This window comes from Streptomyces sp. NPDC058812 (assembly GCF_042744565.1).
Taxonomy (GTDB): domain Bacteria; phylum Actinomycetota; class Actinomycetes; order Streptomycetales; family Streptomycetaceae; genus Streptomyces; species Streptomyces thinghirensis.
Genome location: NZ_JBHYOB010000004.1, coordinates 32,158 through 56,795 on the forward strand (window position 1 = coordinate 32,158; position 24,638 = coordinate 56,795).

A 24,638-nucleotide genomic window follows, 5' to 3' on the forward strand; every position below is an offset into this window, starting at 1 on the left:
GGGCTGCTTCGCTTCTAGGCTCAAGACCATGACGACGAACGAGAACACCACCGCCGCCCCCGGCTCCTTCGCCCCCGAGGAGGCGCCCCGCCTGGAGTGGGCCAAGCACGCTCCCGAGGTCTACAAGGCGATGATCCGGCTCGACAGCGCGGCCAAGCGGGGGCTGGACCCGACGCTGTACGAGCTGGTGAAGATCCGCGCCTCCCAGATCAACCACTGCGCCCTCTGCATCGACATGCACTCCAAGGACGCGCTCGCGGCCGGCGAGAGTGTGGAACGGATCGTGCAGCTGAGCGCGTGGGAGGAGTCGCGGCACTTCTACACGGAGAAGGAGCTGGCGGCGATCGAGCTGACCGAGGCGGTGACGGTCCTGACCGACGGCTTCGTGCCCGACGCGGTCTACGAGAAGGCCGCCGCGCACTTCGAGGAGCCGGAGCTGGCGCAGCTGATCGCCGCGATCACGGTGATCAACGCCTGGAACCGCTTCGGCGTGACGTGCCGGATGACGCCGGGTCACTACACGCCGGGGCAGCACGGATGACGGCCCGTACGACCCGTCTGGACGACGGGGTGCGCTCGGCGCTGGGGGCGATGAGCGCCGCCGCCAAGCGGGGCCTCGGCGATCCGGCCCTCGCGGAGCTGGTGCAGATCCGTGCCTCGCAGCTCAACCACTGCGCGTTCTGCCTGGACATGCATCTGGGCATCGCGCGCAAGGAGGGGGTCGGTGAACGGCAGCTCGATCTGCTCGCCGCGTGGGAGGAGGCCGAGGGGGTCTTCGACGCTCGGGAGCGGGCCGCGCTGGCGCTCACCGAGGCGGTCACGGTCCTGACCGAGGGTTTCGTGCCGGCCGAGGTGTACGAGGAGGCCGCCCGGCACTTCGACGCCGCCGGGCTGGCCCATCTGCTCGCGCTGATCACCGCCATCAACAGCTGGAACCGGCTGATGGTCGGCCGGCGGATTCCCCCGGGGAGCACGCAGTGGTGACCGAGGCCGACCGCTTCCGCGCCCTGCACCACGGCCGTGTCCCCGGTGCCCCCCTCGTCCTGCCCGGGCCCTGGGACGCGGCGAGCGCCCGGGTGTTCGCGGAGGCCGGGTTCCCGGCGCTCGCGACGCCCAGTGCGGGGGTCGCGGCCTCCCTCGGGTACGAGGACGGGGCGACCCCGGCCGACGAGATGTTCGCGGCGGTGGCGCGGATCGCGCGGGCCGTGGACGTGCCCGTGTCGGCGGACGTCGAGGACGGGTACGGACTGGCGCCGAAGGAGCTGGTGGAGCGGCTGCTGGAGGCGGGCGCCGTGGGCTGCAACCTGGAGGACTCCGCGAACGGGGCGCTCAAGGAGCCGCGGGAGCACGCGGAGTGGCTTGCCGAGGTGCGGGCGGCGGCCGGGGACCGGCTGTTCGTCAACGCCCGCATCGACACGTTCCTCCACGGTGTCGACGACCCGGGCGCGACGATCGAGCGGGCCGCGCGGTACGTCGCCGCGGGCGCCGACTGCGTGTACCCGATCTTCGCCCCGCCCGGCGTACTGCCGCTGCTGCGGGCCGGGATCCAGGGACCGGTCAACGTGGGCGCGGTGCCCGGCCAGGGCCCCTCGCCCGCCGAACTCGGCGGACTCGGGGCCACCCGGATCACGTTCGGGCCGGGCCTCCAGCGACGCGCGGCGCGGGCCCTGCGGGAGATCGCGGCCGAACTGACGGAACCGACGGAACCGACGGAGTGAGGGTCAGGGCAGCCACTGCTTCCAGACGGACTCGTGGCTGTCCACCCACTTCTTCGCCGCCTCCTCCGGCCGCATCTTCTGCTCGGCGATCATCAGGGAGACCTGGTTCTGGTCCTCGGTCGTCCACTTGAAGTTCTTGAGGAACTCCGCCGCCTTGCCGCCGTCCTTGGCGAAGCCGGCGTTGAGGTACTTCTGCAGCGGGGTGACCGGGTAGGCGCAGTCGACCTTCGCCGGGTCGGCGTCGCAGCCCTCCTTGTAGGGGGGCAGCTTCACCTCGGTCATCGGAACCTTCTCGAAGAGCCACTGGGGGGTGTACCAGTAGGTCAGGAAGGGCTTCTTCTCCTTGGCGAACTGCTTGATCTGGGTGATCTGGGCGGCCTCGGAGCCGGCGAAGACGACCTTGTAGTCCAGGTCGAGATTCTTGACCAGGGCCTTGTCGTTGGTGACGTAGGACGGGGAACCGTCCATCAGCTGGCCCTTGTCGCCGCTCTCCGCGGTGCGCATCAGCTCGGCGTACTTGTCGAGGTTCTTCCAGTCCGTCACGTCCGGGTGCTTCTTCGCGAAGTACGTCGGGACGAACCAGCCGATGTGCCCGGTGACGCCGAGGTCGCCGCCGGGGGCGATGGTCTTCTTGTCCTCGACGTAGCGCTGTTCCTGCTCGGGGTGGCCCCAGTCCTCCAGGATGGCGTCCACCCGGCCCTGGCTGAGCGCGTCCCAGGCGGGGACCTCGTCGACCTGGACGGTGTCGACGCGGTAGCCCAGCTCGTGCTCCAGGAGGTACTGGGCGACGGCCACGTTGGCCTGGGCGCCGACCCAGGACTGCACGGACAGGGTCACCGTCTTGGCGCCCTGGGCGCCCGCGTACGGGGACGCCTGCTTGGTCATGTCGGCGGCGCCGCAGCCGGTGAGCAGCGTCAGCGCGGCCACGCCCGCGAGGGCGGAGGTCGTACGCATCCGCATGTCAGGCTCCCTTCTTCGTACGGCGTTCGGTCGGCTGGGTGACCCGGTCGAGCATCAGGCCCAGGCAGACGATCGCCGCGCCGGCCACCAGGCCGGTCGCCAGGTCGCCCTGGGCCAGGCCGAAGACGACCTGGTAGCCGAGCGCGCCACCGCCGACCAGGCCGCCGATGATGACGACGGCGAGGACGAGGACGACGCCCTGGTTGACGGCGAGCAGCAGGGACCGGCGGGCCAGCGGGAGCTGGACCTGGCGCAGTTGCTGCCCGCTGGTGGCGCCGAGCGAGCGGGCCGACTCCAGGGCGGCCGGGTCGACCTGACGCAGGCCCTGGGCGGTGATGCGGACGACGGCCGGGAGGGCGTAGACGACCGCTGCGGCCGCGGCGGGCGCGCGGCCCACGCCGAAGAGGGCGACGACCGGGATCAGGTACACGAACTGCGGCATCGTCTGGAAGACGTCCAGGACGGGCCGCAGCGCGCGCTCGAAGCGGTCGCTGCGGGCGGCGGCGATGCCCGTCGCGAAGCCGATGACCAGGGTCACGGCGACGGCGGCGAGGACCTGCGAGAGCGTGTCCAGGGACGGGTTCCACACGCCGAGCACGCCGATCGCGGCCATGGCGAGGACGGCGGTGAGCGCGGTGCGCCAGGTGCCGATCAGCCAGGCGAGGGCGGCGACGATCAGCAGCACGGACCACCAGGGCAGCCACTGGAGGCCGTCGCGGAGCGGGTTGAGGACCCAACTGGTGAAGTGGGCGGCCCAGTCGGCGGTGCCGCCGATGACGGGCACGCCGGAGTACAGGTGGGCGGTCATCCAGTCGACGGCCCGGTTGACGGTCTCGGCGATGTCCACCTCCCACGCGTCGGGCCACTCCAGGAACCCGGCGGTCCGCCCGGCGACCGCGACGGCCGCGGCGGCGGCCAGGGCGTACAGCCAGTTCAGCGGGGACTTCCCGGACTCCCCGAGCCGCTCCCCCGCCGCGCCGGTCACGCGGTCCAGGACGACGGCGAGCAGCACGATCGGGATGCCGGCCGCGAGGGCCGCGCCCACGTCGACCGAGGCGAGCGCCTGGTAGACGCGGTCGCCGAGGCCGCCGGCGCCGATGACGGAGGCGATGACGGCCATGGAGAGCGCCATCATGATCGTCTGGTTGACGCCGAGGAGGAGTTCCTTGCGGGCCAGCGGGACGCGGGCGGTCAGCAGCCGCTGGCGGGCGGTGGTGCCGAGGGACTCGACGGCCTCCAGCACCTCCTTGTCGGCGCCGCGCAGGCCGAGGGCGGTGAGCCGGGCCATGGGCGGGGCGGCGTAGACGACGGTGGCCAGGACGGCGGCGGGGACGCCGATGCCGAAGACCAGGACGACGGGGAGGAGGTAGGCGAAGGCGGGCAGCACCTGCATGGTGTCGAGCACCGGGCGCAGGACGCGGTCCATCCGGTCGGAGAGACCGGCGGCCAGGCCGAGCAGGGCGCCGACGACGACCGACGCGAGCACGGCGACGACCATGAGCGCGAGGGTCTGCATCGTCGGCACCCACATGCCGAGCAGCCCGCACGCCAGGAACGCGGCCGCGGTGCCGAGGGCCAGCTTCACGCCGGCCACCCGCCAGGCGACCAGGGCGCCGATCGCGGTGACCCCGGCCCAGCCGACGGCGAGGAGGGCGAGGTACACGGCGCGTACGGCGATGACGACGACGTTGCTGACGTGGCCGAAGAAGTAGAGGAACAGCGGGTGGCTGTCGCGGTTGTCGATGATCCAGTCGCTGGCCTTGCCGAGCGGCTCGGAGACGTCGACGGTGAGGGCGGTCGGCCAGGTGGTGCCGCCCCACTGGGTTACGGCGAGGGGGACGAGGACGGCGGCGGCGACCGCCAGTACCAGGAGCTTGCGTACGGCTGGGTGGGTGAGGATGCCTGGCGGGGCGGGCTTTTGGGCCGGTGCGGTGATCGTTGCCACTAGACCGGCTCCTCGCTGGTGGCGGGGGGCGGGGTGGTCGGCTCGCGGCGCTGGGCCGGTGCCGCCGCTGCGGCGGCGGCCGCGTCAGCCGTGCCCGCTACCACTGCCAGCAGTGCGTCCGCGTCGACCACCCCGACGCAGCGGCCGTCGTCCATCACGCGGGCCGGGGAGCCCGCCCGGGCGACGGCCTCGATGGCCTCCGACACGGTGGCGTCGGGCCGGAGTGCCGGGCCGGTGCCGGCCTCGTCGGCCGAGGACGCGGGGCGCATGGCCGTACGGACGGTGAGGACCTGCTCGCGCGGGACGTCGCGGACGAACTCGCGGACGTAGTCGTCGGCGGGCGAGCCGACGATCTCCTCGGGCGTGCCGAGCTGCACGACGCGGCCGTCGCGCATCAGGGCGATGCGGTCGCCGAGCTTGAGGGCTTCCTGGAGGTCGTGGGTGATGAAGACCATCGTGCGGCCCTCCTCGCGGTGCAGCCGGACGACCTCCTCCTGCATGTCCCGCCGGATCAGCGGGTCGAGCGCGCTGAACGGCTCGTCGAAGAGCAGCACCTCGGGGTCGACGGCGAGGGCGCGGGCGAGGCCGACGCGCTGACGCTGGCCGCCGGAGAGCTGGCCGGGACGCCGGTGCTCCAGGCCCTCCAGGCCGACCTTGGCGACGATGGCGGCGGCGCGCTCGCGGCGCTCGGCGCGGCCCATGCCCTGGACCTCCAAGCCGTAGGCCACGTTGTCGAGGACCGTGCGGTGCGGGAGCAGGCCGAAGTGCTGGAAGACCATCGCGGCGCGGTGGCGGCGCAGTTCGCGCAGCCTGGACTTGTCCATGGCGCGGACGTCCTCGCCGTCGATGGCGATGGAGCCGGCGGTCGGCTCGATCAGCCGGGTCAGGCAGCGTACGAGGGTGGACTTGCCGGAGCCGGACAGGCCCATGACGACGAAGACCTCGCCCTTGCGCACGTCGAAGGAGACGTCCGCGACGGCGGCCGTGCAGCCGGTGCGCGAGCGCAGCTCGGCCGGGCTCAGGGCGGTCAGCTCGGGGTCGGCGGGGATCCGGGCGGCCTTGGGGCCGAAGACCTTCCACAGACCGTCCACGGAGAAGACGGGAGCGGTGGACTCGTCGGTACCCGGCGGCGTACTGGCGCTGGTGGTGGTACTCATCGGGCGTCACCACCGATCAGCTCGACGGCGCGTTCTCCGACCATGAGGACGCCGATCATCGGGTTCACGGCGGGCATGGTCGGGAAGACGGAGGCGTCGGCGATGCGGATGCCCTCCAGGCCGCGGACGCGCAGCTCGGGGTCGACGACGGCCCGCTCGTCGGTGGCGGCGCCCATCTTGCAGGTGCCCGCCGGGTGGTAGACGGTGTGGGCGACCTTGCGGGCGTACTCGCTCAGCTCCTCGTCGCCGGTGACGTCCGGGCCGGGGCAGACCTCGCGCTTGAGCCAGCCGGCCAGCGGCTCGGCCTTGGCGACCTCTCGGGCGATCCTGATGCCGTCGACGAGGGTGCGGCCGTCGTAGTCGTCCTCGTCGGTGAAGTAGCGGAAGTCCAGGGCGGGCTTCACGGACGGGTCGGCGCTGGTCAGGTAGAGGCGGCCGCGGGACCTCGGCTTGGGGATGTTCGGGGTCATCGAGACGCCGAACTCCGGGCGCTCGTAGCCGAGGCGCTCCGGGTTGTCCGTGAACGGGATCTGGTAGAAGTGGAACATCAGGTCGGGGCCCGCGTGTTCGGGGTCGCGGCGCACGAACAGACCGGCGTCGGAGTCCATCGCGGAGTTGTCCGGGATGGGGCCGTTGGTCTCCCACACGATCACCGACTCGGGGTGGTCGAGCAGGTTCTCGCCGACGCCGGGCAGGTCGAGCGCCACGGGTATGCCCAGTGCTTCCAGGTCCTCGCGGGGCCCGATGCCGGAGTGCATCAGCAGGCGCGGCGAGTCGACGGCGCCGGCGCACAGCACCACCTCACCCCGTGCCTTGACGAGGATCTCCTCGCCGTCCTTGGTGCGCACGTGGACGCCCTCGGCGCGGTTGCCGTCGAGCTGGAGCTTGTACGCCCAGGTCTCCAGCATGATCGTGAGGTTGGGCCGCTCGTCCATCACCGGGTGCAGGTACGCCACCGAAGCCGAGGAGCGCTTGTTGTTCTCGGGGTGGTAGGCGAGGTCGAAGAAGCCGACTCCCTCGGCGAACGGCTTCTTGTTGAAGCCCTCGACGCGGGGGACCTCCAGGGCCTTCTGCGCGGAGTCGACGAAGTCGCGGGCGATGGCGTTCCGGTCCTTCTCGTCGACCGGGACGATGTTGTTCTTCAGCCGCGCATAGTACGCCTCCATCGGCACCGCGCCCCAGCCCTTGGCGCCGGCCGCCTCCCACTCGTCCCAGTCGGAGGGCAGCGGCTTGAAGGCGATGAGGGTGTTGTGCGAGGAACAGCCGCCGAGCACGCGGGCGCGGCTGTGCCGGATGTGCGAGTTGCCGCGTGGCTGCTCGGTGGTCGGGTAGTCGTAGTCCAGCTCGCCGCCGAGCAGGCCCATCCAGCGGCGCAGGGTCAGCACGTCGTCGCGGCCCACGTCGCTGGGGCCGCCCTCGATGACGGCGACGGTGACGTCAGGGTTCTCGGTGAGGCGGGAGGCGATCACCGATCCCGCGGTGCCGCCGCCTATGACGACGTAGTCGTAGACGTGGGAGGTCTCGGGCATGGGGGTACTCCAGAGGGTGAGCGGACGAGAAGCTGGGCGGGGCGTGCGGTGAACCGGGCCGGGGTCAGCCGGCGAACCAGCGGACGGGCTTCGGCGCGAGGTTCTGGTAGACGTGCTTGCTCTCGCGGTACTCGGCGAGGCCCGCGGGACCCAGTTCGCGGCCGACGCCGCTCTTGCCGAAGCCGCCCCACTCCGCCTGCGGGAGGTAGGGGTGGAAGTCGTTGATCCAGACGGTGCCGTGGCGGAGCCGGCCCGCGACCCGGCGGGCCCGTCCCGCGTCGGCGGTCCAGACGGCTCCGGCCAGACCGTACTCGGTGTCGTTGGCGAGGGCTACGGCCTCGTCCTCGGTGCGGAAGGTCTCGACGGTGAGCACCGGTCCGAAGACCTCCTCCCGTACGACCTTCATCTCCCGGTGGCAGTGGTCGAGGACGGTCGGCTCGTAGAAGTAGCCCGTCTCCGGCCGCTGGGGGGACGGCTCGGGGCGCTTGCCGCCGCAGCGCAGCTCGGCGCCCTCGGCCAGCGCGGAGGCGACGTAGTCCTCGGTCTTGGCGCGCTGCTGCTCCGAGACGAGCGGGCCGCACTCGACGCCGTCCTCGGTGCCGCGGCCGAGGCGGATCTTCGTGGCGCGGCGGGCGAGTTCGGCGACGAAACGCTCGCGCACCGACTCCTCGATGATGAGCCGGCCGCCGGCGGAGCAGACCTGGCCGCTGTGGATGAAGGCGGCGTTGAGGGCCTGGTCGACGGCGGTGTCGAAGCCCTCCTCGGTCTCGCAGGCGTCGGCGAAGACGACGTTGGGGTTCTTGCCGCCGAGTTCGAGGGCGACCTTCTTGACCGTGACGGCGGCGGCCTGGGCGACCTTGGTGCCGCTGATCAGGCCGCCGGTGAAGGAGACCAGGTCGACGTCGGGGTGCTCGGCGAGGCGGGCGCCGACCGTGTGGCCGGGGCCGGTGACGACGCCCGCGACGCCGGTGGGGAGGCCGGCCTCGGTCAGCAGGTCGATCAGGGCGACGGTGGTCATCGGGGTGATCTCGCTGGGCTTGATCACGAAGGTGTTGCCGGCCGCGAGCGCCGGGGCGATCTTCCAGCTGGCCTGGAGGAGCGGGTAGTTCCAGGGCGTGATCATCGCGCAGACGCCGACCGGCTCGTGCACGACGACGCTGTGGATGTCGGGCGAGCCCGCGTCGACGACCCGGCCGGGGGCCTCGCCGGCGACCAGGTCGGCGAAGTAGCGGAAGGCGTCGGCGACGCAGTCGATGTCGACCCGGCCCTCCTCGACGGTCTTGCCCGCGTCGCGGCTCTCCAGCAGGCCGAGCGTCTCGCGGTCGCGTACGAGGAGGTCGGCGACGCGGCGCAGCAGGGCGGCGCGTTCGGCGACCGGGGTGTGCGGCCACTCGCCCGTGTCGAAGGCGCGCCGGGCGGCGGCCACCGCGAGGTCGGTGTCCTGCTCGTCGCCCTCCGCGACCACGGCGAACGGCAGGGCGTCCGCGGGGTCGAGGATGTCGCGGGTGGCGCCGGAGGACGCCGCCAGCCACTCGCCTCCCGCGTGAATGGTCCGGTGCGCCCGCTCCGCCGGAGTTTCCGTGCTGTTCGCCATGATCGGTATTGCCTTCCGTTCCTGTTCAACCCCCCTGTGTCACACGCGTGTCACTCCCGGGGACCGTGAGCCCCTGCCCAACGGCCCCGCATGCATGCCGAACCGGCGACCGAAAGTGCGGCGCATCACTAAGAAAAGGGGCGGAGAGGGATGAAGCGCGCACATGGACGCGTCGTTTTCCTTTGACTAGAGTCAAAGGAATGGACCCAGTGACAGAGGGCGCGGTGACAGCGGGCGCGGTGACAGCGGGCGCGGTGACAGCGGGCGCGGTGACAGCGGGCGCGGTGACAGAGGACCCGGCTACGGAGGACGTCACGGCGCTGCGGCACTTCAACCGCTACTTCACGCGTCGCATCGGCGTCCTCGACGACCGCTATCTCGGCCAGGACCGTCCGCTCGGCGAGGCTCGGCTGCTCTTCGAGATCGCCGAGAGCGGCTCCGGGGTGGCCCTGCGGGACCTGCGCGTCCGCCTCGGCCTGGACGCCGGGTACCTGAGCCGGATGGTGAAGGCCCTGGAGGCGCAGGGCATGGTCCGGCTGGGCGTGCACCCCGACGACAGCCGGCTGCGTACGGTCGAGCCGACCCGCGCCGGACGGGCCGAGGTCGCGGAGCAGAACCGCCGGGCCGACGTACTCGTCTCCGGGCTGCTCCAGGGGCTCGCCCCGGACCAGCGCCGGCGGCTGACCGACGCCATGGCCACCGCCCAGCGCCTGCTGCGGCTGGCCGCCGTCACCGTCACACCGGTCGACGCCCGCGCCCCGGACGCCCGCGCCTGCCTCGCCGCCTACGCCGCCGACCTGGACGCGCGCTTCCCCGAGGGCTTCGCCCCCTCCGACCTCGTGGGGCCCGAGGAGGTGTCGGGTGACGCCGGGGCGTTCCTCGTCGCCTACGAGGAGGGGCGGCCGGTGGGCTGCGGGGCGCTGCGGCGGACGGCACCCGGGGTCGGCGAGATCAAGCACGTGTGGGTGCACCCCGGCGCCCGGCGGCTCGGGCTGGCCCGACGCCTGCTCGACGCGCTGGAGGGCGAGGCCGCCGCGCGCGGCCTGACCGTCGTACGGCTCGACACGCACGCCGTGCTCACCGAGGCGCGGGCGATGTACGAGGCGTCCGGCTACACCGAGATCCCGGCGTACTCCGACCATGTCTACGCCGGGCACTGGTTCGAGAAGCGGCTGCCGGGAGCCTGACAACGGGCGCGGGCCCCGTCCCGGAACCGGAACGGGGCCCGTGCGGGCGGGAGCGGCTCAGATGAGGCCGAGAGCGCGGACCGCCTCGCGCTCCTCCGACAGCTCCTTGACGGAGGCGTCGATGCGGGCGCGGGAGAACTCGTTGATGTCCAGGCCCTGGACGATCTCGTACTTGCCGTCCTTGGTGGTGACCGGGAAGGAGGAGATGATGCCCTCCGGGACGCCGTAGGAGCCGTCCGACGGGATGCCCATGGAGGCCCAGTCGCCCTCGGCGGTGCCGTTGACCCAGGTGTGGACGTGGTCGATGGCGGCGTTGGCGGCGGAGGCGGCCGACGAGGCGCCGCGGGCCTCGATGATGGCGGCGCCGCGCTTGGCGACGGTCGGGATGAAGTCCTCGGCCAGCCACTTCTCGTCGCCCACGACCTCGGCGGCGTTCTTGCCGGCGATCGTGGCGTTGAAGATGTCCGGGTACTGGGTGGCGGAGTGGTTGCCCCAGATGGTCAGGCGCTTGATGTCGGTGACCGACGAGCCCGTCTTCTTCGCGAGCTGGGTCAGCGCGCGGTTGTGGTCCAGGCGGGTCATCGCGGTGAAGCGCTCGGCCGGTACGTCCGGGGCGGCGGCCTGGGCGATCAGGGCGTTGGTGTTGGCCGGGTTGCCGACGACGAGGACCTTGATGTCGTCCGCGGCGTGGTCGTTGATGGCCTTGCCCTGCGGCTTGAAGATGCCGCCGTTGGCCTCCAGCAGGTCGCCGCGCTCCATGCCCTTGGTGCGGGGGCGGGCGCCGACGAGGAGGGCGACGTTGGCGCCGTCGAAGGCGACGTTCGGGTCGTCGGTGATCTCGATGCCCTGGAGGAGCGGGAACGCGCAGTCGTCCAGCTCCATCGCGGTGCCCGCGGCGGCGTTGAGCGCCGGGGTGATCTCCAGGAGGCGAAGCTTGACCGGCACGTCCGCGCCGAGCAGCTGGCCGGAGGCGATGCGGAAGAGCAGGGCGTAACCGATCTGGCCGGCCGCGCCGGTGACGGTGACGTTCACGGGAGTGCGGGTCATGGCGTTCTCCGTATGACAGCTGGCGGTGGGGCGTCCCTGCCCCGGGCGTTTGATCGATCTCTTGGTATCAAGAGATCGATCCAGCCGTCAGGCTATCGCGCCTCCCGTGCCCGGGACGTCCGGGTCGGTGTGGCCCGGCCCACAGGACCACCGCCGGATCACCCGCGCGCGCGAACGGCCTGCCGAAACGGCGTGCGTAACCGAGGACATGGCGTGCGGAACCGGTGACATGGCGTGCGGAACCGAGGACATAAGAGGCGGCCGCCTGTCCGGGAGAGGGGGGACGAAGGCGACCGCCGTTCGGGGATACCGTTGCCGGACTCCCGTGGGGGTACTTCTCGCGTGCCCCTGACGACGCGGGCCATGCCTGCCGTGAACGAATTTTCTCCCGGTGCGGCCGCGGGCCGTTGCCCACCGGCATCGCGGCCCGGCTCCGTGCGGCCCCTCGCGGTCCCGCGGCTACTCCGTGCAGCCCTGCCGGCCCGCCGCCAGCGTCACGCACGCCTTGGCGTCGGCCGCGGACTTCACCGCCACCATCGGGGTGTACGCGACGGTGTCGGCGGCCCCGGTGATCGAGCCCGTCTGCGGGCTCGCGCCGTCCGCGCTCACCTGCACCTCGTCGCCCTGGGCGGCCTGGGTGACACGGGCCCACGCCGCGCCGCAGATCTTGCTGTAGCGGACCTCGACGGCGGCCGTGCCGACGGTGGCGGTCGCGGCGGTGGTCACCAGGTCGCCGCCGCAGCCCATGATCTCCGGGTCCTTGCCGGTGCAGGCGTCGCCGCTGCACTTCACGCCGGGCGGCAGCTCGGGGTCGGAGCTGACGGTGGGCGACGGGGACGGTTCGGCGCCCTCGTTCTTCTTCTCACCACCGTCGTTCAGGAGGAAGAAGGCACCGGCGATCACGACGAGCACGCCGACGACGCCCGCGACGAACGTCGTCATCCGCTTGCTGCCGCCCCCGGAGGGCCGGGTCCGGGGACGGGGGCCGCCGTGCGGGGGCTCGCCGTACGAACCCGAGGGTGTCGGGGAGCCCGAGGGTCCGTGGCCGTTCGGTGCGGCGGCGGTCGGCGTCACCGAACCCCGCGCGGCTTCCCCCGAGTCGGCCCGGGTCCCGGACCGCGGCGTACGGTCACCGGTCGGTGCCGGTCCCCGGTACCCGGCGATGCCCCACGAGTTGCCGTCGCTCGCGCCGCCGGACGACGGGACGGAGGGAGCGCCCGGCGCACCGCCGCCCCAGCCCGTGCCGACGGCCGAGTCGGGGCTGTCGGCGGCCGTCGGCTGCGCGGGCACCGTCGGCGGCAGCGTGGGCGCCACACCGGCCGGCCCGGCGATACCGGGCGTGGCCGTGGCGCCGCCGCCGTGACGGCCGGTCCGGCTCCCCTTGCCGTTCCTGCCGCCGTTGCCCGACTTGGCCGCGGGCGCGCCCAGCTCGCCGAGCGCGGCGCGCGCCTGGGAGATCCGGATGGCCTCCATGGTCATGTCATGGCGCATCTCCGAGCGGCTCCAGGCCCGCTCGGCCAGCTCCCACATGGTGGTCAGGTGGACGGGATTGGTCCGCGTCACCTCGGCAAGGGCCACGATGGCGCCCTTCGGCGCCAGCAGCCGGCCGTTCAGATAGCGCTCCCAGGACGTCTTGCTGTAGCCCGTGGCATCGGCCACCGACGCGATGCTCAGCTCACTGCGGTCCACGAGTCGGCGCAACTGACTCGTGAACTCTCTGATCTGCGGATCGAGTTCATCCGGCAAGGCCTTCCAACGAGGCATTGCTTCCCCCCTCTTCCCCCCGGTGACGTGCTGTTCGTTCCCCGCTTGGTCCTCGCGCGCGGCGTCCCGCGTGGAGTCCTCGTTCTGGCTACCCACAGGGATGCGCCCGGTCAGGATCTCAGTTCCCGGGGTGGGGGCGCACAGGAGCACAGGGGTCGCGAACGTGCACCGTCGCACGCCCATCGACCCGTGGTCCAGTGTCCCACCGGCGTTCCCCTGCCCGGAACCGAACCCCGTTTTTCACGGCTCGCGCAGCGGAGTAGCGGAACGGTCACTTCCGTGCCACAGCGCCCCGACAGGCGTTGAACAGGGCGTTCGCAGTGCAGGAGGGTTGGTTCCGGCGGCGGCCCGTCCTCCTACGGGGGTGAGGACGGGCCGTTCGCTAGCTCACCGTGAAGTGCAGGGTGTCCTTCAGGAACGGGATCTCCAGCATCGGGTTCGGCTGGGCCATCAACGCCAGCAGGGCGATGGAGAGGCCGAGGACGCCGTAGGTGGTGATGTCCGTGAAACGCGAGCGCACCGCGAGCATGCCGACGTCGGGCAGCACCCAGCGCAGCGCGGCGCCGACCAGCAGGGCGGCGCCGATCAGCAGCGTCCCGACGCGGAACACGTCCAGCGCGGTCAGCAGCAGGCCGACGCCGACCAGGCCGATCACGAGGAGGATCGGCCACTGCCGGGCGGGCGCCGGGGCGTCGCCGGCCGCGGCCCGGCCACCGCCCTCGGGGCGCGCGGTGTCGCGGGTGAAGAGCGGGAACCGGCGGGTGATCCGCCGCGGCCTGCCCTCGGCGTCGGGCGCGCTGACGGGGTCCCGGACGGTAAGGCCCTCCGGGTGCTCCGAGTCCTGCGCGTGCTCCGGGCGCTCGGCGTCGGTGTCGTCAGCCGGCACTGCGCTCCGCCGCCTCCACCACGTTGACGAGCAGCTGGGCCCGGGTCATGGGGCCGACGCCGCCGGGGTTCGGGGAGATCCAGGCGGCGACCTCGGCCACGCCGGGGTGGACGTCGCCCATGATCTTGCCCTCGGCGTTGCGCGAGACGCCGACGTCGAGGACGGCCGCGCCCGGCTTGACGTCCTCGGGGCGGACCAGGTGCGGGGAGCCGGCCGCGGCGACGACGATGTCCGCGCGCTTGAGGTGGGCGGACAGGTCCCGGGTGCCGGTGTGGCACTGGGTCACGGTGGCGTTCTCGCTGCGCCGGGTGAGCAGCAGCGGCATCGGGCGGCCGATCGTGACACCGCGGCCGACGACCACGACCTCGGCGCCCTTGATCTCCACGCCGTAGCGGCGCAGGAGGGTGAGGATGCCGTTGGGGGTGCAGGGCAGCGGTGCCGGCTCGTTCAGGACGAGGCGGCCGAGGTTCATCGGGTGCAGGCCGTCCGCGTCCTTGTCCGGGTCCATCAGTTCCAGGATGCGGTTCTCGTCGATGCCCTTGGGCAGCGGCAGCTGGACGATGTAGCCGGTGCAGGCCGGGTCGTCGTTCAGCTCGCGGACGACCGCCTCGATCTCCTCCTGCGTCGCCGTCGCCGGCAGTTCACGCTGAATGGAGGCGATGCCGACCTGCGCGCAGTCGCGGTGCTTGCCGGCGACGTACTTCTGGCTGCCGGGGTCGTCGCCGACCAGGACGGTGCCGAGGCCGGGTGTGACGCCCCTCTCCTTCAGCGCCGCCACGCGGGCGGTCAGTTCGGACTTGATCGCGGCTGCGGTGGCCTTGCCATCGAGAATCTGGGCGGTCATACCCCCATCCTCGCGGATGACCGGCCCCCGGTTCCAATCCGGCCGTCATCCGGGCACCCACGAGGCGCTCACCGGGCGCCGACCGGGCATTCAGGGGCGCGTCCCCCCTGCCGGATCATGATCGACGTTGTTGCACTTGCACAACACCTTGCGGCCGGGCTGGACAAGTAAGAGATAGGTCAAGAACGATTGGGCATCAGCACAGTGCCGCGGGGCCGTACCGGGGGGACGAACCGCCACGGAGTACCTCCTCCTCATCGAGCCACGCGTCGTCCCCGCACGTAAGAGCTACGGAGGAAGTCCCGCATGAGTTTCGGCGACCCGAACAACCCCTACGGTCCGCCGCAGGGCCAACAGGGCCAGCAGCAAGGCCAGCAGCCGAACTACGGCTACCCCCAGCAGCAGCCCCAGGGCGGCCAGCCCGGCTACGGCTACCCCGCGGCTCCGCCGGTCCAGCCCTACGGCGGCGGCTACGCCCCCGCCCCCGCGGTCATGCCCGGCACGGTGAAGGCCGCGCGCGTGATGCTGTTCGTGCTGGGCGCCTGCCAGGTCATCGGCGGCGTGCTGATGATCGCGGCCAGCTCCTGGTTCGCCGACTACATCGAGGACGAGGTCAACTCCGACCCCACCATCTCGGCGCAGGACGCGGACACCGTCACGAGCATCGGCGCGGGCCTCATGATCGGCGTCGGCGTGATCTTCCTGGCGTTCGCGTTCTGGGCGATATTCACAGGTGTCAAGTTCGCCACCGGCCGGGGCGGTCCGCGGGTCTCCGCGATCATCTACGGCTCGGTCGTGACGCTGGTCAGCGTGATCAACCTGCTGGGTGCCAACATCTTCGCCCTGATCAGCCTGGTCCTCGGCATCCTGATCATCGTCTTCTGCGCCAACAAGAACGGCAGTTACTGGTTCAACCGCCCGCAGTACTGAACCGGCGCCCGCCACGGCACACTTCGCGCCAATCACGCCATGGGGCCGTGTCTCACCCGTACGAGGGGAGACACGGCCCCGGTGCGTCGCAATAGTCTGACGTGGGTAGCCGTCAGGCACGGGGAGACGCACCTTGTACAGCATCATCGTGGTACCTCCGCCGACCACGGAGGACGAACCCACCCGCACCCAGTTCCGGCTCGCACCCGGCGAACGGCTCGTCTTCGGGCGGTCCGTGCCCGAGGGCGGACTGCTGATCGGGCACGACGGGGTGTCCCGCAGAGCCGGTGAGATCACCGCCCACGGCACCTTCTGGGCCCTGAGCAACCTGTCCGCCCACCAGACCTACGTGGTGGAGAACCCCGAGGGCGCCGGCGAGCACATCAAGGTGGCGCCGGGCCGGCTGGACGCCCCGGTGCCGTTCGAGTTCTCGCGGATCGTGCTGCCCGCCGCGGGCGACCTGCTGCCGGTCGAGGTGTGGGCACCGCGCCACGACTACCTGCGCGCCGAGGACGGCGCCGACGGCGAGCCGACCGCCCCGGCCTTCTCGGTCGACCGCACCAAGCGGTACTTCGCGGTCCTGGCCGCCCTGTGCGAACCGCGGCTGCGCGGGGCACCGCACGCGCCGCTGCCGACCGTCGAGCAGGTCGTCGAGCGGCTGCGGCCGGGCTGGCCGGCCGCGTCGCGCACGTCCGTCCAGTGGAACATCGACTACCTGGCGGTGAAACTGCGGCTGAAGCCGGGCCCGGAGACGGCGGAGGCGGGCGCGCGGCTCAACGGCAAGAAGGAGTCCCTGGTGTCCATGGCGCTCCGCTTCGACCTCGTACGGGAGGACGACCTCGTGGTCCTCGCGGCACCGCCGCGCCGGGTGCCCCGGTGACCGAGCCGTACGCCGTCCCCGTGCCGAAGGGCTACCGGGTCGGCGCCTGGGAGGTGCGGGCACCGATCGCGACGGGCGCCTTCGGCAGCGTGTACGAGGCCCGCAGGGTCGGCGGGGGCGACGCCGACGGTCTTCCGCGCACGGCCGCCCTGAAGTTCCTGCCCACCGGTACGGGCACCCCGCGCCAGCTGACCCACCTGCGCGAACTCGTCGAGCGCGAGGTCGAGTTGCACCGCCGACTGCGGCGGCCCCGGTTGGTGCGGATGTACGAGACCCTCGTCGTCGACGACCCGGCCCGCCCCGCGCTCGACGGCGCCACCGTCCTCGTACTGGAGAAGGCGGAAGGATCCCTGTCCGCCCTGCTGTCCGCGTCGCCGCGCCCGGCCGCCGGGCCCGCGCTGGTCGCCCAGGTGTGCGAGGGCCTGGCCCAGCTGCATCACGCCGGGTGGGTGCACGGGGACCTGAAACCGGCCAACGTACTGCTGATGAGGGACGGTTCGGCCCGGCTCGCCGACTTCAACATGGCCGCCGAGCTGGAAGGCACCCACGCCTACACCCCGGCCTTCTCCACCCCGGACTACACCCCGCCCGAGCTGCTCTGGTCCGAGATCGGCGAACGCGGCCGCCGTATCCGTCCCTCCGCCGACGTCTGGGCCTTCGGCGTCCTCGCCCACCTCGTCCTCACCGGGTCCTTCCCGCTGCCCGGCGGCACCCCGGCGGCCCGCCGCGACGCCGGGGCCGCCTACGCGCGCGGCACCGAGGAGCTGCGTCTGTCGCCCGCGCTGCCCGAGGTGTGGCGGGAGATCGTGCGCGCGTGCCTGACCCGTACGCACGCGGAACGCATCGGCACGGACGCCCTGTTGCGGCGGGTGGCGGCAGTCGCGGGAGGTACGGGCGGCCGGTCCGTCCCGCCGCGCCGCGCGGGCCCCCGGCGCGTGGCCCTCGCCGCGGCGGCCGCCACCGTGGCCGTCGCCGCGCTCGGCTACGGCGTCAGCACCCGCACCGGCGACGACGGCCCCCGCTCCGCCCCCGGCGGCCGGGGTCCCGGCGGCACCGCGACCGTCTCCGCCGCCTCCTACGGTGCCGCTGAACTGCGCACCGACCGGGACGTGCCGGCCGCCTACCGCCTGCTGATCGTCGAGACGGCGCACGACTGCGACCGCGAGGAGGTCACCCCGCCACTGATCGCGGCCATGCTGAAGGTGGAGAGCGACTTCGACCCGGCCCTCTCCGACCCCGCGAAGAACGAGTACGGCATCGCCCGCTGGACCCCGAGCGTCCTGCGCTGGTGGATGAACGAGGACGGAACACCCGGCGAGACCGTCCCCGAACCACCGTTCCCGCCCGCCGAGTCCGTCCCGGCGATGGGCCGCTACCTGTGCTGGATCACCCCGCGCCTCGACGCCGGCCTGCCGGGCGACCGCCGGGTGCTGATCGCCGTGGCCTACCGGACGTCGTACGACAAGGTGAACGACGCGGGCGGAGTTCCCCCGAAGTACCGCGACTACGCCGACCGCGTCGCTCACCACCTCAAGGAGTACACGCCGCCGGAGAGGAAGTGACCCTGAGAGTTCCGAGGTACCGCGCGGCGGTCGCCCCGGGCACGGTGTGAGCACACCGCTCCGGCGGTACGACACCGACGTTCATGGGGGAACAACAGTGAACATCATCAAGCCCGCCGCGCTGCTCGTCGCGGCCTCGGCCCTGGTCGCCGGCTCCACGGTCGCGGCCACGGCCGCCGCCGACCCGGCCGGCACCCGGGTGACCGCTCTCCAGCAGGCCGCCGACCAGGTGCTGGCCGACAAGCCGACGCCGCTGCGCGTGTCCGCCGACGCGGTCCAGTACGAGGGGCTGACCGTCACCGAGGCGCCCAGGACCATGGGCGCCCAGGACCTGGCCTGCGACTACGGCCACCTGTGCATGATCGTCAAGGGCACCAAGTTCGACTTCTACAAGTGCCAGACGTGGAACGTCACCAACTGGACCGGCGACGGACCCTTCACCAACAACCAGACGCGCGGCACGGTCGCCAAGTTCTTCAACAAGGACGGCAGCGTCCGCTGGACGTCGACGGCCTACCAGGCGGGCACGGCCACCTGGGACCCGATCTGGTCGCTGCGCCCCTGCTGATTCGCTGATCCGCGCGGGAGCGTGTTTGCACGGCGGCCCCCGGTTCCCTCTGCGGAGGGGGCGGGGGGCCGCTTCCACGTCTGCCACGTCTTTTGCGTCTGAAGTCCGCCGCTTTTGCGTCTGAAGTCCGCCGCCCCGGCGGCCCGTCGACCCGCCGACGCGTCCGAATGCTTAGGTCGCCCTCACCCGCCTCCCGTAGCCTGCCCGTTGTTGGACTGGGGAATGTTGACCCCGAGCAATCGGGGGAGGGGGACGACTCCATGTACAGCGTCATCATCGTGCCGCCGTCGTGCGGCAGTGTGGCCGACCAGTTGAGGATCAGCGCGGGCGAGCGCATCGAGTTCGGCAGGACCGAGCCGAGCGGCGGGGGACTCGCCATCGCGCACGCGGGGGTGCCCCGGGTCGCCGGGGAGATCGCGGCGCACCGGACGTTCTGGCTGCTGAGCAATCTCAGCGAGGACCAGACCTACGTGGTGGAGAACCCGGAGGGCGCCGGCGAGCACATCAAGGTCGCTCCGGGCCGCGTGGAGGCGCCCGTGCCGTTCGAGCTGGCGCGCGTGACCCTGCCCGCCGCGGGTGACCTGCTCACCTTCGACGTCTGGGCGCCGCGGCACGCCTTCCGCAGCGTCGAGCGCCGCGGGCTGGAAGGGGCCGGCACCGTCCCGGCGTTCGCCCTGGACCGCACCAAACGGTACTTCGCGGTCCTGGCCGCCCTGTGCGAGCGGCGCCTGCGCGGAGAGCCCCGCGCCCCGCTGCCCGCCGTCGAGGAGATAGTGGAACGGCTGCGCCCGAGCTGGCCCAAGGTCAGCCGCTCCGCCGTCTACTGGAACATCGACTACCTCGCCGTCAAGCTGCGTCTGAGACCCGGCCCGGACACGGCCGAGCCGGGCAGGCGCACGCACGGCAAGAAGGAGTCCCTGGTCTCGCTCGCCCTCCGCTTCGACCTGGTCCGCGAGGACGACCTCGTCGTACTCGCCCCGGCCCCGAGCGGAGCGGCACGGTGACCGGGCGGCCGTACGCGGTCCCGGTGCCGAAGGGCTACCGGATCGGACCGTGGGAGGTACGCGAGCCGCTGGCGTCCGGCGCGTTCGCCACGGTCTACGACGCGACCCGCGCCGTCGGCGACAGCGAGCTGCCGCGCCGGGCGGCGCTGAAGTTCCTGTCCACCGGTACCCGCACCCCGCGCCAGCTGCACCACCTGCGCGACCTGGCCGAACGCGAGGTGCAGCTGCTGCGGCGGCTCCGGTCGCCCCGGCTGATCCGGATGTACGACACGCTGACGGTCGACGACCCGGACCATCCCGAGCTGGACGGCGCCACCGTCCTGGTGCTGGAACGAGCCGAGGGGTCCCTGGACGCCGTACTGGCCCGGGCCCCGTCCCCGGATGCCGGACCAGCCCTGCTGGCCCAGATCTGCGAGGGCCTGCACCAGCTGCACCACGCGGGCTGGGTGCACGGGGACCTGAAACCGGCCAATGTGCTGCTGATGGCGGACGGTTCGGTCCGGCTCGCCGACTTCAATCTGGCCGCGGAGATGGAAGGCACCCACGCCTACACCCCCGCCTTCGCCACCCCGGACTACACCCCGCCCGAACTCCTGTGGCCCGAGGTCGACGAGCGCGGAACGCGGATCCGTCCGTCCGCCGACGTCTGGGCCTTCGGCGTCCTCGCCCACGTGGTCCTGACCGGCGAGTTCCCGCTGCCCGGCGGCACCTCGGAGGCACGCTCCGACGCGGCGATGCGCTACGCCCGCGGCCGTGAGGAACTGCGCCTGTCCCCCGCCCTCCCCGCGGCCTGGCAGGACATCCTGCGGAACTGCCTGGCCCCGACCCACGCGGAACGCACCACCGACTCGGCGTCGCTGCTGCGCCAGGTGGAGGAGGCCGCGGGCACCTCCCGCTCGGCCCGGCTGCCGAGGCTGCGTCCCCGGCGGTGGCGGCGCCCGGCCCTGGCGGTGGCGATCGCGGCGGCGATCGCGGGCGCGGCGAGCCTGGCCTACACCACGCCGTGGGAGTCGGCCCCGGCGGCCGCGGCGCCTCCCACCTGCGAAAAACCCATGGTCTACGAGGACGCCGCCCACGGCACCGGCTACACGGCCGGCCACAGCGGCACCTGGGACTTCACCATCAAGCGGGGAGACGGAGGCAGCCAGGTCAGAGAGTTGCAGTGCCTGCTCAGGCATCTGCACGGCATCAAGGAGGTCGGCGAGGTGGACGGCGACTTCGGCCCGATGACCCACGGCGCGGTCGTCATCTTCCAGAAGCGGGCGGGGCTGGACGCGGACGGGATGGTCGGGCCGCGGACCTGGCGGGCGCTGCGGAAGGGCGGGGAGGCCTGACGGCCGAGAGCGTTCCCACCGTCGAGAGCGCTCCGAGGGACGGACGCCCGGCCATGGCCGCCCTACAACTTTGGAGGTACCCCCGCACTCGGATCACAGCCACGGTGAACCCCTACCCCTCCGGAAAGGGACGTCACGTGGCAGACGAGATGGTCCGCAGGGCCCAGAGATTCGTGAACAGCGTCTACGGCACAGACAAGATCGGCATGAAGGTCGAGGAGAACGGCAGCACCGGCTGGCAGCTGATGTACGCCCTGACCCGCGCCCTCCAGTACGAGCTCGGTATCACCGATCTGTCGGACAACTTCGGTCCGAAGACCCTGGCCACACTGCAGGCGACCTGGCCGAGCATCGGCCTGCGCGACACCCCCGCCAACGTCACCATGATCATCCAGTCCGCGCTCTACGCCAAGGGCTACGACGGGAGCGGGATCAACGGGATCTACGACGAACGCACCGCCGGCTCGGTCACCCTCATGATGCAGCGGATGGGCGTCGCCGCCGTCTACCCCGGATCAGACCTGGTCCCCAAGGTCTTCAAGGCCCTGCTGACGATGGACGCCTACGTGGTGGTGAACAACGGATCGGACACGGTCCGTGACATCCAGCGGTGGCTCAACGGCCGCTACGTCAAGCGCCGCGACTTCTTCGTCATGCCGTGCGACGGCCACTACTCCCGTGACGTCGCCAAGTCCATGATCCTTGCCGTCCAGTACGAGCTGGGCATGTCCGACGACGTCGCGACCGGCTGGTTCGGCGACAAGACCAAAGCCGGACTGAGCCAGCACGTCCTGGCCGTCGGGGCCTCGGGGAACTGGGTGCGTCTGTTCTCCGCAGCGATGATCTTCAATCAGCGGTTCAGCGCGTTCACCGCGGCCTTCGACAGCACCCTGTCCAAGGCCGTCAGCTCCTTCCAGCGGTTCGCGGCGCTCGACGAGACCGGCAAGGGAGACGTCCGGACCTGGGCATCATTGCTGGTCTCCTACGGCGACCAGGACCGCAAGGGCGGCGCGTGCGATGGCGTCACCAGGATCACCAACGCCCGCGCCGCGACCCTCAAGTCCGAGGGCATCAGGATCGTCGGCCGCTATCTCACCCCTGGCGGGAGCTCCGTGCCGGAGAAGCAGATCCAGCCGGGGGAACTGGACACCATCGCCCGCAACGGCCTGCGCTGCTTCCCGATCTACCAGACGTGGAACCGCAGCGTGGACGACTTCTTCTACGGCGCGGGCGTACACGCTGCGCTCGCGGCCATCGACTGGGCGAGGTTCTACGGCTTCAAGAACGGCACCACCATCTACTTCGCCGTCGACTACGACGCCGTCGACTGGGAGGTCACCGAGCACATCATTCCCCACTTCAAGGGCATCTTCCGGACGATCGGCGAGAACTCCGACTACAACGTGGGCATTTACGGTCCCCGCAACGTGTGCCAGCGCGTCCACAACCAGGGATACGCCGTCACGAGCTTCGTGTCCGACATGTCCAGCGGGTTCTCCGGAAACCTCGGCCATCCCCTGCCCAGCAACTGGGCCTTCGACCAGATCGTCACCAAGTGGATCGGCTCCGGCGACGGCAGGATCGAGATCGACGTCGACATCGTGTCCGGCCGCGACGAGGGACAGGACTCCTTCGACCCGCCTCTGGACGCCGCCGGCCTCGACACCGACTTCGCCGACTCCTACCACGACGCCGCCCTGAGAGACGTCCAGGACTACCTGGTGTCGATCGGGGTTCCCGAGACCGGCGGCGACAACTGGAACGACGACGACTGGGCCACCATCGGCGGTATCTCCACCACCGAGGCCTTCGACGCCGTCATCGGCATGGACCGGCTGTTCACCGACCTCGCCAGGGTGCTGCGCCTGCGCAAGGCCCTGGTGCAGGCTCCCGTCCTGTGGGAGCTGCGGAAGTGGAACCCCCTGGACGCGTTCGCCGACGACGCGGTCAAGAACGGCGACCGGGACGACTCCAGCACCGGGTGGGGGCAGATCTTCGCCTCGACGGCCATCAAGGCCCGCAACTACTGCATCGACCAGGGCATCATCAACGGCAGCCGTCTCACCGACGCCGACAAGTCGTCCGTGTGGACCCGCCTGCACGAGGACCCGATTTACAACATCACCACCGCCGCCTACGTCACCCTCTGGGACGCGGCCGAAATCGGCGTCGCCCGCCCCGGCCTCGACACGAGCGTCAGCGACTCGCAGGCCATCCTCGCCCGCTACAACGGCACGGGCGACGGAGCCGAGAAGTACGGGCGCGAACTGATCGGCCTGTACGAGGTCCTGGAGCAGTACAACCGGACCATCCGGACGAGCTGAAGGGCATCGACATGAGCGCACACCTGAACCGACGTTCCGTCCTGGCCGTCGGCACCGCGACAGCATCCGCTCTTCTCCTTCCGACCGGCGCGGCCACGGCAGCCGACCGCACCGCGTCGACACCTCGCACCCGGCCGACGAGGCGCCCACTCTCGGAGAACGGCTGGGAGATCCAGAACCAGGCCAACCACATCTCGACGGTCCTGACCCGCTCCGTCTCCGGGACAGGGCTCCACGTGGACGTGAGGATCGGGCTGCCGGAACTGCTTCTGCTCCACATAGCGCGCCGCTTCCACTACGAGGTCCAAGAGCTCCGCGCCGGCGATCTGCAGGGCTGGAGCAGAATCGGCCGCACATCGTTGACGAGCCCCGCATCCAATCTGTCCTCGGGCACGGCCCTGCGGATCGTCCCCGGCGCCAGGTCGCGGGGCAGCTACTTCCCGCAACAGGTCCGAACGATCCGGGACATCGTCGGGGACTGCGCGGGAACGGTCCGCTGGGGCGGCGACGACGACTCCGTCGACGAGTCCCTCTACTACCTGGCTGCCGGGCCGGGCAGCGGCGAGCTGCTGCGCGTCGCCCCGAAGTTCCAGGAGTGGTCCGACCGGCTGGGAGCCGGGGCCGGTGTCCTCACCGCACCCTGGTCCGCCCGAGGCTGAGCCCACCGACGAACAGGGCCCAGGCCGACCAGCTCCGCACAGCGCGCCCTGGAACTTTGCAGGTACTCCAGCTCCCGCACATCCCGCACATTGAGCACACGACCTCCGCCGGAAGGGAACTCACGTTGAAGAAGCAATGGAAGATCGGCCTCGCCGCCCTGGCCTCGGGACTGGCCGCGGTGCTCACCATCACCCCCGCGCATGCCGCGTACTCACAGAACTCCGGGGCGTACAGCACCTCGTTCGTGGACGGCGCCGGCTCTCTCACCGACGACTTCGGCGACCACTTCGACGAACTCGGCAATTCTCTCTGCTACGGCTGCGGAGAATCCTCGAACACCGACATCGTCGTCCTCTGGCAGAGCATCCTCGTGGCCGAGGATCTGCTCGATTTCGGTGACATCGACGGCCAGTTCGGCCCCACGACGAGGAACGCCACCATCAAGTGGCAGCAGCGCTACGGCCTCAGCGCGGACGGGAAGGTCGGCGACAACACCTGGAGCAAGGCCGACGACCGGCTCGTGTGGCTGTCCAACATCGATGTGTCCTACACCGGGAAGTACAACACCGGCGCGGCGATCTTCCACCGCGGCAGCACGTCGAAGCAGACGGACAGCGGGGCCTACAAACTCGCCGAGGTCTACCAGTACGACGGCGTCAAGTCGATGCGCGGCACGCGGGTCCAGTTCCGCTCCCTGACCACCCTCTGAACCCGCACACCTGATCTCTCGATGCCAGGAGGACAC

General features: G+C 71.6%; 22 protein-coding genes. 13 read left to right on the forward strand and 9 right to left on the reverse strand.

All coding sequences use genetic code 11. The features are described from left to right. The first annotated feature begins 28 nt into the window (after positions 1-28). From ACFW48_RS09680 to ACFW48_RS09690, 3 genes are read left to right on the forward strand one after another with little or no spacing between them, the layout of a single operon-like run. The gene (locus tag ACFW48_RS09680; RefSeq protein ID WP_386312190.1) at positions 29-541 is read left to right on the forward strand and encodes a carboxymuconolactone decarboxylase family protein; all 513 of its coding nucleotides are present in this window, start codon (positions 29-31) and stop codon (positions 539-541) included. Further along, positions 538-984 carry a carboxymuconolactone decarboxylase family protein gene (locus tag ACFW48_RS09685; RefSeq protein WP_386312193.1) on the forward strand — a complete coding sequence of 149 codons (447 nt, stop codon included), beginning with the start codon at positions 538-540 and terminating at the stop codon, positions 982-984. The genes ACFW48_RS09680 and ACFW48_RS09685 overlap by 4 nt, the downstream gene beginning before the upstream one ends. After that, positions 981-1,718 carry an isocitrate lyase/phosphoenolpyruvate mutase family protein gene (locus tag ACFW48_RS09690; protein WP_386312197.1) on the forward strand — a complete coding sequence of 246 codons (738 nt, stop codon included), beginning with the start codon at positions 981-983 and terminating at the stop codon, positions 1,716-1,718. Before ACFW48_RS09685 ends, ACFW48_RS09690 begins: the two co-directional genes overlap by 4 nt. Positions 1,719-1,721: 3 nt before the next feature. Here ACFW48_RS09690 and ACFW48_RS09695 read toward each other — a convergent pair whose 3' ends face one another. From ACFW48_RS09695 to ACFW48_RS09715, 5 genes are all read right to left on the reverse strand, one after another. Continuing rightward, the gene (locus ACFW48_RS09695) at positions 1,722-2,678 is read right to left on the reverse strand and encodes an ABC transporter substrate-binding protein (RefSeq protein WP_386312200.1); all 957 of its coding nucleotides are present in this window, start codon (positions 2,676-2,678) and stop codon (positions 1,722-1,724) included. Between the two features lies 1 nt (position 2,679). Further along, complete coding sequence (locus ACFW48_RS09700) at positions 2,680-4,623, reverse strand: ABC transporter permease (protein ID WP_386312203.1); 1,944 nt, start codon at positions 4,621-4,623, stop codon at positions 2,680-2,682. Beyond that, a complete protein-coding gene (locus tag ACFW48_RS09705; protein WP_386312205.1) occupies positions 4,623-5,780 on the reverse strand; it encodes a glycine betaine/L-proline ABC transporter ATP-binding protein in 1,158 nt (385 codons plus the stop codon). The genes ACFW48_RS09700 and ACFW48_RS09705 overlap by 1 nt, the downstream gene beginning before the upstream one ends. Continuing rightward, complete coding sequence (locus ACFW48_RS09710) at positions 5,777-7,309, reverse strand: GMC family oxidoreductase (RefSeq protein ID WP_386312208.1); 1,533 nt, start codon at positions 7,307-7,309, stop codon at positions 5,777-5,779. Before ACFW48_RS09710 ends, ACFW48_RS09705 begins: the two co-directional genes overlap by 4 nt. 64 nt (positions 7,310-7,373) lie before the next feature. Further along, a complete protein-coding gene (locus ACFW48_RS09715; protein ID WP_386312210.1) occupies positions 7,374-8,903 on the reverse strand; it encodes an aldehyde dehydrogenase family protein in 1,530 nt (509 codons plus the stop codon). Positions 8,904-9,103: 200 nt separating this feature from the next. Here ACFW48_RS09715 and ACFW48_RS09720 point away from each other — a divergent pair, with 200 nt between their 5' ends. After that, positions 9,104-10,090, forward strand: coding sequence for a GNAT family N-acetyltransferase (locus ACFW48_RS09720; protein ID WP_386312211.1), 987 nt, complete (start codon positions 9,104-9,106; stop codon positions 10,088-10,090). A gap of 57 nt (positions 10,091-10,147) precedes the next feature. On the opposite strand, the gene ACFW48_RS09725 is transcribed toward ACFW48_RS09720, so the two are convergent. The 4 genes from ACFW48_RS09725 to ACFW48_RS09740 all read right to left on the reverse strand — a co-directional run bounded on the left by ACFW48_RS09725 (position 10,148) and on the right by ACFW48_RS09740 (position 14,631). Beyond that, the gene (locus ACFW48_RS09725; RefSeq protein WP_310871642.1) at positions 10,148-11,137 is read right to left on the reverse strand and encodes a malate dehydrogenase; all 990 of its coding nucleotides are present in this window, start codon (positions 11,135-11,137) and stop codon (positions 10,148-10,150) included. Positions 11,138-11,596: 459 nt separating this feature from the next. Continuing rightward, positions 11,597-12,901 (reverse strand): DUF2690 domain-containing protein, encoded by a 1,305-nt coding sequence (locus ACFW48_RS09730; protein ID WP_386312214.1) that lies wholly within the window; start codon positions 12,899-12,901, stop codon positions 11,597-11,599. Positions 12,902-13,283: 382 nt separating this feature from the next. Then, entirely contained in the window at positions 13,284-13,787 is a 504-nt protein-coding gene (locus ACFW48_RS09735) for a DUF3017 domain-containing protein (protein ID WP_386312217.1), read from the reverse strand. Further along, positions 13,777-14,631, reverse strand: a complete 855-nt coding sequence (locus ACFW48_RS09740; protein ID WP_386312220.1) for a bifunctional methylenetetrahydrofolate dehydrogenase/methenyltetrahydrofolate cyclohydrolase — start codon at positions 14,629-14,631, stop codon at positions 13,777-13,779. Before ACFW48_RS09740 ends, ACFW48_RS09735 begins: the two co-directional genes overlap by 11 nt. Before the next feature lie 306 nt (positions 14,632-14,937). On the opposite strand from ACFW48_RS09740, the gene ACFW48_RS09745 reads away from it, so the two are divergent. The 9 genes from ACFW48_RS09745 to ACFW48_RS09785 all read left to right on the forward strand — a co-directional run bounded on the left by ACFW48_RS09745 (position 14,938) and on the right by ACFW48_RS09785 (position 24,602). Then, the gene (locus ACFW48_RS09745; protein ID WP_386312223.1) at positions 14,938-15,561 is read left to right on the forward strand and encodes a hypothetical protein; all 624 of its coding nucleotides are present in this window, start codon (positions 14,938-14,940) and stop codon (positions 15,559-15,561) included. 133 nt (positions 15,562-15,694) lie between these two features. Next, on the forward strand, positions 15,695-16,441 hold the full coding sequence (locus ACFW48_RS09750) for an FHA domain-containing protein (RefSeq protein ID WP_386312226.1): 747 nt from the start codon (positions 15,695-15,697) through the stop codon (positions 16,439-16,441). Continuing rightward, the gene (locus ACFW48_RS09755; protein WP_386312229.1) at positions 16,438-18,003 is read left to right on the forward strand and encodes a serine/threonine protein kinase; all 1,566 of its coding nucleotides are present in this window, start codon (positions 16,438-16,440) and stop codon (positions 18,001-18,003) included. The genes ACFW48_RS09750 and ACFW48_RS09755 overlap by 4 nt, the downstream gene beginning before the upstream one ends. A 97-nt stretch (positions 18,004-18,100) precedes the next feature. Further along, a complete protein-coding gene (locus tag ACFW48_RS09760; protein WP_386312231.1) occupies positions 18,101-18,571 on the forward strand; it encodes a hypothetical protein in 471 nt (156 codons plus the stop codon). 260 nt (positions 18,572-18,831) lie between these two features. After that, positions 18,832-19,575: an FHA domain-containing protein gene (locus ACFW48_RS09765; RefSeq protein ID WP_386312234.1), complete on the forward strand. Its 744-nt coding sequence runs from the start codon at positions 18,832-18,834 to the stop codon at positions 19,573-19,575. Next, positions 19,572-20,909 (forward strand): protein kinase, encoded by a 1,338-nt coding sequence (locus tag ACFW48_RS09770; RefSeq protein WP_386312237.1) that lies wholly within the window; start codon positions 19,572-19,574, stop codon positions 20,907-20,909. The genes ACFW48_RS09765 and ACFW48_RS09770 overlap by 4 nt, the downstream gene beginning before the upstream one ends. A 137-nt stretch (positions 20,910-21,046) precedes the next feature. Continuing rightward, on the forward strand, positions 21,047-23,233 hold the full coding sequence (locus ACFW48_RS09775; RefSeq protein WP_386312240.1) for a glycoside hydrolase domain-containing protein: 2,187 nt from the start codon (positions 21,047-21,049) through the stop codon (positions 23,231-23,233). A gap of 11 nt (positions 23,234-23,244) precedes the next feature. After that, a complete protein-coding gene (locus tag ACFW48_RS09780) occupies positions 23,245-23,892 on the forward strand; it encodes a hypothetical protein (RefSeq protein ID WP_386312243.1) in 648 nt (215 codons plus the stop codon). A gap of 125 nt (positions 23,893-24,017) precedes the next feature. Continuing rightward, complete coding sequence (locus ACFW48_RS09785; protein ID WP_386312245.1) at positions 24,018-24,602, forward strand: peptidoglycan-binding protein; 585 nt, start codon at positions 24,018-24,020, stop codon at positions 24,600-24,602. Positions 24,603-24,638: the final 36 nt, after the last annotated feature.

Coding starts and splice junctions, on each gene's coding strand:
- ACFW48_RS09765 (WP_386312234.1), top strand. CDS start 18,832: ATGTACAGCGTCATCATCGTGCCGCCGTCGTGCGGCAGTGTGGCCGAC.
- ACFW48_RS09730 (WP_386312214.1), bottom strand. CDS start 12,901: ATGCCTCGTTGGAAGGCCTTGCCGGATGAACTCGATCCGCAGATCAGA.
- ACFW48_RS09780 (WP_386312243.1), top strand. CDS start 23,245: ATGAGCGCACACCTGAACCGACGTTCCGTCCTGGCCGTCGGCACCGCG.
- ACFW48_RS09710 (WP_386312208.1), bottom strand. CDS start 7,309: ATGCCCGAGACCTCCCACGTCTACGACTACGTCGTCATAGGCGGCGGC.
- ACFW48_RS09740 (WP_386312220.1), bottom strand. CDS start 14,631: ATGACCGCCCAGATTCTCGATGGCAAGGCCACCGCAGCCGCGATCAAG.
- ACFW48_RS09680 (WP_386312190.1), top strand. CDS start 29: ATGACGACGAACGAGAACACCACCGCCGCCCCCGGCTCCTTCGCCCCC.
- ACFW48_RS09705 (WP_386312205.1), bottom strand. CDS start 5,780: ATGAGTACCACCACCAGCGCCAGTACGCCGCCGGGTACCGACGAGTCC.
- ACFW48_RS09725 (WP_310871642.1), bottom strand. CDS start 11,137: ATGACCCGCACTCCCGTGAACGTCACCGTCACCGGCGCGGCCGGCCAG.
- ACFW48_RS09745 (WP_386312223.1), top strand. CDS start 14,938: ATGAGTTTCGGCGACCCGAACAACCCCTACGGTCCGCCGCAGGGCCAA.
- ACFW48_RS09715 (WP_386312210.1), bottom strand. CDS start 8,903: ATGGCGAACAGCACGGAAACTCCGGCGGAGCGGGCGCACCGGACCATT.
- ACFW48_RS09685 (WP_386312193.1), top strand. CDS start 538: ATGACGGCCCGTACGACCCGTCTGGACGACGGGGTGCGCTCGGCGCTG.
- ACFW48_RS09720 (WP_386312211.1), top strand. CDS start 9,104: ATGGACCCAGTGACAGAGGGCGCGGTGACAGCGGGCGCGGTGACAGCG.
- ACFW48_RS09695 (WP_386312200.1), bottom strand. CDS start 2,678: ATGCGGATGCGTACGACCTCCGCCCTCGCGGGCGTGGCCGCGCTGACG.